Here is a 6880-nt window from a genome sequence, read left to right on the forward strand (position 1 = left end):
CCCCTGCCTCACCACCAACCCCTCCCCATCCCCCCCCCCCCCCCCCCCTCCCCCCCCCCCCCCCCCCCCGGGACGGCAGCTGAGCCCAGGTCAGTCCGTGACGGGGATCTGCTGGACGGGTACCACGGCCGCCGCCGGGGCGGCCGGCTCCGGCTGCGCGGACTGCTCCGTCCGCTCCGGGCCGTGCATGGTGCCGATGAGCTGCCGGGCCAGGCCGAGCCCGGTCCCGCCCATGGTGAGCGCCTTGGCGAACAGCTCCCCCACGCCGTCCGCGCCGTTCAGCAGCACCATGTGCTCGACGTTGCTGAAGGACTCCGAGGCGGCCAGCACGATGTCCGGCCACTTCTCCGCCAACTCCTGGGCCACCACGGCGTCCTGGTTCTCGGCGAGGGCCTCGGCCCGGGCCTTGATCCCGGCCGCCTTGGCCAGCCCGATTGCCCGGGCGGCCTCCGCGTCCGCCAGGCCGCGGGCTTCGGTGGCCGAGGCCTCCGCCTGCCCGGTCGCCCTGGTCGCCTCGGCGGCGGCCAGCCCGCGCAGCTTGGTGGCCTCCGCGTCCGCCTCGGCCGCGATCTTGACCTGGCTGGCCTCGGCCGCCGCCTTCAGCTCGGTCTCCCGGGCCTGCGCCTGCGCGGCGGAGATCCGGGCGTCGCGGTCGGCCTCGGCCCGGGTGCGGGTCTCGTACGCCTTGGCGTCGGCCGGCTTGCGGACGTCGATCTGCAGCTGCTGCTCCTTGCGGCGCGCCTCCAGCTCGGCGACCTTGGTCTCCTGGACCACCACCTCCTGCTTCGAGGCGGCCTCGGCGAGCGGCCCGGCCTGCTGGGCGCGGGCGTTGGCGGTGTCCCGCTCGGCCTGGTAGGCGGACTGCTGGATCGCGCTGTTGCGCGTCGCCTCGGCCTTGCGGGCGGCGGCCTCCTGCTCCGCCTCGGTGGCCATCCGGTCGGCCTCGGCCTGGGCGATCCGGGCGTCCCGCTGGACGGCGGCGGCGTGCGGGATGGCGAGGTTCTTGATGTAGCCGGTCGGGTCGATGATCTCCTGGATCTGCAGGGTGTCGATGATCAGCCCGAGCTTCTCCATCTCCAGCCCGGAGGCGGCCCTGGTCTCCCCGGTGAGCCGCTCGCGGTCGCGGATCATGTCCTCGACGGTGAGCCCGCCGACGATCGACCGCAGGTGGCCGGCGAAGACGTTGTGGACGCGCTGGCTGATCAGCTTCTGCTGGTCGAGGAAGCGCCGGGCGGCGTTGGCGATGGAGACGTCGTCGTCGCCGACCTTGAAGATCACCACACCTTTGACCCGGACCGGGATGCCCTGGGTGGTGACGCACTCGACGTTCAGTTCGGCCTCGTTGAGGTCCAGCGAGAGTCGGCGGACGCCCTGCAGGCCCGGGGTGACGAAGGTGCCGCGACCGGTGACGATCCGGAACCCCAGCCCGTCGCCGACCCCCTCGGTCCGGTGCCTGGAGCCCGAGATGATCAGCGCCTCGTTGGGCTCCGCCACCCGCCACATGAGTTTGAAGAGCGTGATTCCCAGCAGTAGCACCGTGGCGGCCGCCCCGATGATGACGAACAGCATGGTTCAACTCCCCCTTCCGGCACATGAGATGCGCCGGTTCGGATTGTCCGCTCGACGCAACCCGAAGAAAAGGGAGATGTCATGACGGCCTGTCACAAGCTCGTCACAGCGGTGCCGTTCCCGTCACGGGAACACCGGGGCCACGTAGACCGTCCGGGGTGGCTGGTACTCGATCACCACCACCGGCGTCCCGATCGGCAGCCGGTCGCCCGGCACCGCGAGGTAGGCGAGGAACGCCTCCGTCCCCTGGCGCTCCGGAACGTGCACCATCACCTCGCCGACCAGCCCCGCCCCGACCGCCCCGGACACCCGCCCCGTGCTCCCGACCACTGCGCCCTCCCTCGTCACCCGGCCCGCGTGCTGCCAGTCTGCCCGCCCCGGAGCGCCGCGGCGGGTCCGTCGTCCGAATCGCCCCGGGGCCGATGGCCGGATCGCCGCCCTCCCGGACCGCCGGCCGTGGACCCCCTCTGGACCAGCGGCGATCCGCTCGCTACGGTGTTGGACGTCATGCGCAGGCAACACCGCCTGCGGACACGGGAGCTCGGAGCACCGGGCTGAGAGGACGCTGACGGGTACGTCGCTGGACGTGCCGACCGCTGCGTCGACCGCAGGAACCTGACCGGGTAATGCCGGCGTAGGGAGTAGAGGGTCTGATGACCACGTTCGACGCACAGCCGCAGTCTGCCCAGAACACCGCCGTCAGCAGCGCGGGCACCGGCTACCCGACCCCGGCCTGGCGCAAGGCCTACCGCGACGGGTCCCGCCCCGACCTGCGCGTGCCGTACCGCGAGGTCGTGCTCACCAACGGCAAGACCGTCCCGCTGTACGACACCTCCGGCCCGTACACCGACCCGTCGTACGAACCCGACGTCCGGCGCGGCCTGCCCGCGCTGCGCGACCCCTGGATCCGCCAGCGCGGCGACGTCGAGGAGTACGACGGCCGCGAGGCCCGCCCCGAGGACGACGGGATCAAGCACACCTCGCCGCGCGGCGGGAACCTGCGCAACCTCGACGCCGTCTTCCCCGGCCGCCCGCGCCGCCCCCTGCGCGGCCGCGACGGCGCTGCCGTCACCCAACTCGCCTACGCCAAGCGCGGCGTCGTGACCCCGGAGATGGAGTTCGTGGCCCTGCGCGAGGGTCTGGCGCCGGAGTACGTCCGCGCCGAGGTGGCGCGCGGACGCGCCGTCATCCCGGTCAACGTGAACCACCCCGAGGTCGAGCCGGCCGTCATCGGCACCAACTTCCTGGTGAAGATCAACGCCAACATCGGCAACTCCGCCGTCACCTCCTCGATCGAGGAGGAGGTGGAGAAGATGACCTGGGCCACCCGCTGGGGCGCCGACACCGTCATGGACCTCTCCACCGGCCGCAACATCCACACCACCCGCGAGTGGATCCTGCGCAACTCCCCCGTGCCGATCGGCACCGTGCCGCTCTACCAGGCGCTGGAGAAGGTCGACGGCAAGGCCGAGGAACTCAGCTGGGACGTCTACCGCGACACCGTCATCGAGCAGTGCGAGCAGGGCGTCGACTACATGACCGTCCACGCCGGCGTGCTGCTGCGCTACGTGCCGCTCACCGCCCGCCGCAAGACCGGCATCGTCTCGCGCGGCGGCTCGATCATGGCCGCCTGGTGCCTGGCGCACCACCGGGAGAACTTCCTCTACACCAACTTCGAGGAGCTCTGCGACATCCTCGCGGCCTACGACGTCACCTTCTCGCTCGGCGACGGCCTGCGCCCCGGCTCCACCGCCGACGCCAACGACGAGGCGCAGTTCGCCGAGCTCAAGACGCTGGGCGAGCTGGGCCGGATCGCCCGCGAGCGCGACGTCCAGGTGATGATCGAGGGCCCCGGCCACGTCGCGATGAACAAGATCAAGGAGAACATGGATCTCCAGAAGGAGATCTGCGACGAGGCCCCCTTCTACACCCTGGGCCCGCTCACCACCGACGTCGCGCCCGGCTACGACCACATCACCTCCGGCATCGGCGCCGCGATGATCGCCTGGTGGGGCACCGCGATGCTCTGCTACGTCACGCCCAAGGAGCACCTGGGCCTGCCCAACCGCGACGACGTGAAGACCGGCGTCATCACCTACAAGATCGCCGCCCACGCCGCCGACCTCGCCAAGGGCCACCCCGGCGCGAGCGAGTGGGACGACGCGCTCTCCGACGCCCGCTTCGAGTTCCGCTGGGAGGACCAGTTCAACCTGGCCCTCGACCCGGAGACGGCCCGCGCCTTCCACGACGAGACCCTCCCCGCCGAACCCGCAAAGACCGCCCACTTCTGCTCCATGTGCGGTCCGAAGTTCTGCTCGATGAAGATCAGCCAAAAGATCCGCGACGAGCACGGCGACGGCTCCAGCGCGGTCCCGAGCGACTTCGACGCCGAGGCGCTGGCCGGCATGCAGGCCAAGTCCGAGGAGTTCGCCGCCCAGGGCAACCGGGTCTACCTGCCGCTGGCGGACTGACCATTCCGGACGACACCGGCCCGTGCCTCGGAGGGGAAGGCGCGGGCCGGTGTCGTGCTGCGGGATCGCGACCGTCGACCCGAGTCGGGTCGAGGCGCACCATGGACGTATGACCCAGATGCTCCGACCGGGCCTCGCCGAGCTCACCGTTGTCGGTCAGGGCGGCGATGCGCCGATGCGGGTGATCGCGGCTGTCGTCGACTGCCTCGCCCCGATCAGTGGGCTGCACGGCGGGCTGTGGACCAAGGGGGTCTACCGGCGTCTGGTCGTCGACGTCGCTCCCGCGGCTGCGACGGGGAGGAGCCTCCCTGATCCCGGCCCGTCCCGGGACCCGCGGGTGGGGGCGAGTCCGATCCCGCAGGATCTGGTGCACGTGGAGGTCCGCTCCGTCGACCTGGCCGATGCCGAGCGGGTGCGTGCAGTGATCGTTTCGGCGTACCCGCCGGTCCGCCATCCGGAGCCGGTCACCAGCCTGAGCAGCGCTGTTCTCCACACCTATCTGCTGAGTTTCGCCGTCGATACGGCGTAGGTGAGGAGCTGACGGGCCGGCCGGGCCGGTGTACGGCGAGCGGCTGCCCGGGGTGGGGGTCAGAGCCCGAGGATCTCGCGGATGAGGCCGAGTTTCCGCTCGGGGGCGAGGTCCTGGGGGCGGTCGGCGAGCAGCCCGTTGAGGATGCTGGGGACGTCGGAGCCGTCGGGTGCCTGGATGGCGTCGATGACCTGGCACCGCAGACCGCCGTCCCGGACGAACACCCACACGTCGTGTTCCTTGCGCGGCTCGCCGTTCTCCCTCGGTGACAGCCGCCAGGCGGGAAACCAGCCGAGCCCCTCTGCCGCCAGGCTCTCGGCCACCTCGTCCAGGACGTACCTGCCGAGTCTCCGGTATCCGAGCTCCTCGCGCAGCTCCCCGAGCGTGACTCTGAGCAGGCCGCCGGCGAGGCGGCAGCGGTCGGCCACGGTGCCGGCGTTGCCTTCGGCCGCCGCGAGAAGTCCGCCCTGCGGATTCGTTGGGTCGTTCATATTCGGGCCAACGACTACGTCCACCGGGCGATACGTCATTTCACCACCCTGGACGCAGCCAAGAGGAAAAACGGTACTGCTAAGGCGCTGGCGGGGCCTTGGGTGGCCGCGGTGGCGGTCGGGGCGACGGGTTCCGCCGATGGCCGTGCCGGGTGCCGCGGGCGTGGCCGGATCCGAGGGGGTCGGCCGGGGCCGAATCCGACGGCCTTATACGAGCCGTTGAGTACGTAGGCCAACGACACGCCGGAGCGTGGGAAATATGCCCCGTTGGTGTGAGTGCATCACCCTTTTGCATCTTTATCATTCTTTCCTTTTCGTGTTGTTGTTGCACGGTGTACTGAGTTGGTGACGGTGCATCACCACCCCTGAGGGGCTGCCGCTCTGCGGACCTCCCGGGGTGCCGCCCGTGGCGCCCAAGGCGCGTGTACGAGGGCTTGTGGTCCGACCAGAACTCACCATCAGCGCTCCGAAATCGTCTTTTCGAGTGACGGAGCTCAACGGCGAAAAGAAAGGGTCCTGTCCTATGGCAGTCGATGCCATTCCGTCCGCCCCACCTGAGAGAGGGCGCAGACGCTCCCGACTCACGGGGGCGCTCGTCCTGCTGTCCGGACTGACGTTGCTTGCGACGGCCGGTCTGGTCGCGAGCCCCGCACACGCCGCACAGGCGCCGGTGACGCTGGGGACCGACACCAGCTACGCGGTCCTGGGCGCCACAACGGTCACCAACACCGGTCCCAGCGTGATCAACGGCGACCTGGGGCTCAGCCCGGGCACCAGCGTGACGGGCTTTCCGCCCGGGATCGTGAACGGAGTCCAGCACGTCAACGACGCCCAGGCCGCCCAGGCCCAGTCCGACCTGGTCATCGCCTACAACGACGCCGCAGGCCGGGCCCCCACGGCCAGCCTGACGTCTCCGGGCGACATCGGCGGACTGACACTGACGCCCGGCGTCTACAAGGCGTCGTCGTCGCTTAACCTCACCGGGACCGTCACTCTCGACGCCCTGGGCGATCCCAGCGCCGTCTTCATCTTCCAGATCGGCTCCACCCTGATCACGGCCCCGTCGAGCGTCGTCAGCCTGGTCAACGGGGCGCAGGCCTGCAACGTGTTCTGGCAGGTGGGAAGCTCCGCCACCATCGACGTCAACTCCTTCTTCAAGGGCAACATCCTGGCCCTCGCGTCCATCACGGTGAATCACGCCTCGGTGATCGAAGGCCGTGCCCTGGCGCGCACGGGGGCCGTCACGCTGGACGACAACACCATCACGCGGGCCGCCTGCACCGTCGGCCCGCCCGGACCGAGCGGTCCGCCCGGACCGAGCGGGCCGGCGGGTCCGAGCGGCCCGGCGGGTCCGAGTGGGCCGGCGGGTCCGAGCGGTCCTGCAGGTGCTCCCGGTGCGGCCGGTTCCCCCGGTGCGCCCGGCCCCAACGGTGCGCCCGGCGTGCCCGGCGCGCCCGGCTCTCCGGGTGCCCCGGGACCTAACGGCGCCCCTGGTGCGAACGGTTCGCCCGGTGCGCCCGGTGCTCCCGGGCCTGACGGTGCTCCTGGTGCCCCCGGCGCTCCCGGTGCGCCCGGCCCCAACGGTGCTCCCGGTGTGCCCGGTGCGCCCGGCTCTCCGGGTGCCGCAGGCCCCAATGGTGCTCCCGGTGCCCCCGGTGCGAACGGTTCGCCCGGTGCGCCCGGTGCTCCCGGGCCTGACGGTGCTCCTGGTGCGCCCGGTTCCCCCGGTGCGCCCGGCCCCAACGGTGCTCCCGGTGTGCCCGGTGCGCCCGGCTCTCCGGGTGCCGCAGGCCCCAATGGTGCTCCCGGTGCCCCCGGTG

General features: G+C 71.4%; 6 protein-coding genes. 3 read left to right on the forward strand and 3 right to left on the reverse strand.

Going from position 1 to position 6880, the window contains the following annotated elements; all coding sequences use genetic code 11:
- Positions 1-90: 90 nt before the first annotated feature.
- Together ACZ6NC_RS29715 and ACZ6NC_RS29720 are read right to left on the reverse strand one after the other, a co-directional pair.
- Positions 91-1569: a flotillin family protein gene (locus ACZ6NC_RS29715; RefSeq protein ID WP_465736847.1), complete on the reverse strand. Its 1479-nt coding sequence runs from the start codon at positions 1567-1569 to the stop codon at positions 91-93.
- 123 nt (positions 1570-1692) lie between these two features.
- Positions 1693-1899 (reverse strand): hypothetical protein, encoded by a 207-nt coding sequence (locus ACZ6NC_RS29720; RefSeq protein WP_465736849.1) that lies wholly within the window; start codon positions 1897-1899, stop codon positions 1693-1695.
- Positions 1900-2222: 323 nt separating this feature from the next.
- On the opposite strand from ACZ6NC_RS29720, the gene thiC reads away from it, so the two are divergent.
- Positions 2223-4040: a phosphomethylpyrimidine synthase ThiC gene (gene thiC / locus ACZ6NC_RS29725; RefSeq protein ID WP_465736850.1), complete on the forward strand. Its 1818-nt coding sequence runs from the start codon at positions 2223-2225 to the stop codon at positions 4038-4040.
- Positions 4041-4149: 109 nt separating this feature from the next.
- Entirely contained in the window at positions 4150-4569 is a 420-nt protein-coding gene (locus tag ACZ6NC_RS29730; RefSeq protein WP_465736851.1) for a hypothetical protein, read from the forward strand.
- 59 nt (positions 4570-4628) lie between these two features.
- Here the strand turns inward: ACZ6NC_RS29730 and ACZ6NC_RS29735 are convergent, their stop codons facing one another.
- Positions 4629-5060 (reverse strand): hypothetical protein, encoded by a 432-nt coding sequence (locus ACZ6NC_RS29735; RefSeq protein ID WP_465736852.1) that lies wholly within the window; start codon positions 5058-5060, stop codon positions 4629-4631.
- Positions 5061-5730: 670 nt separating this feature from the next.
- On the opposite strand from ACZ6NC_RS29735, the gene ACZ6NC_RS29740 reads away from it, so the two are divergent.
- Positions 5731-6880: ice-binding family protein (locus ACZ6NC_RS29740; protein WP_465736853.1), on the forward strand; the 1150-nt coding region annotated here is incomplete at its 3' end.

Source organism: Kitasatospora sp. NPDC041988 (assembly GCF_055588525.1).

Bases quoted from the DNA above. Each gene is read 5' to 3' on its own strand.
- ACZ6NC_RS29730 (WP_465736851.1), top strand. From the start codon at position 4,150: ATGACCCAGATGCTCCGACCGGGCCTCGCCGAGCTCACCGTTGTCGGT.
- thiC (WP_465736850.1), top strand. From the start codon at position 2,223: ATGACCACGTTCGACGCACAGCCGCAGTCTGCCCAGAACACCGCCGTC.
- ACZ6NC_RS29715 (WP_465736847.1), bottom strand. From the start codon at position 1,569: ATGCTGTTCGTCATCATCGGGGCGGCCGCCACGGTGCTACTGCTGGGA.
- ACZ6NC_RS29735 (WP_465736852.1), bottom strand. From the start codon at position 5,060: ATGAACGACCCAACGAATCCGCAGGGCGGACTTCTCGCGGCGGCCGAA.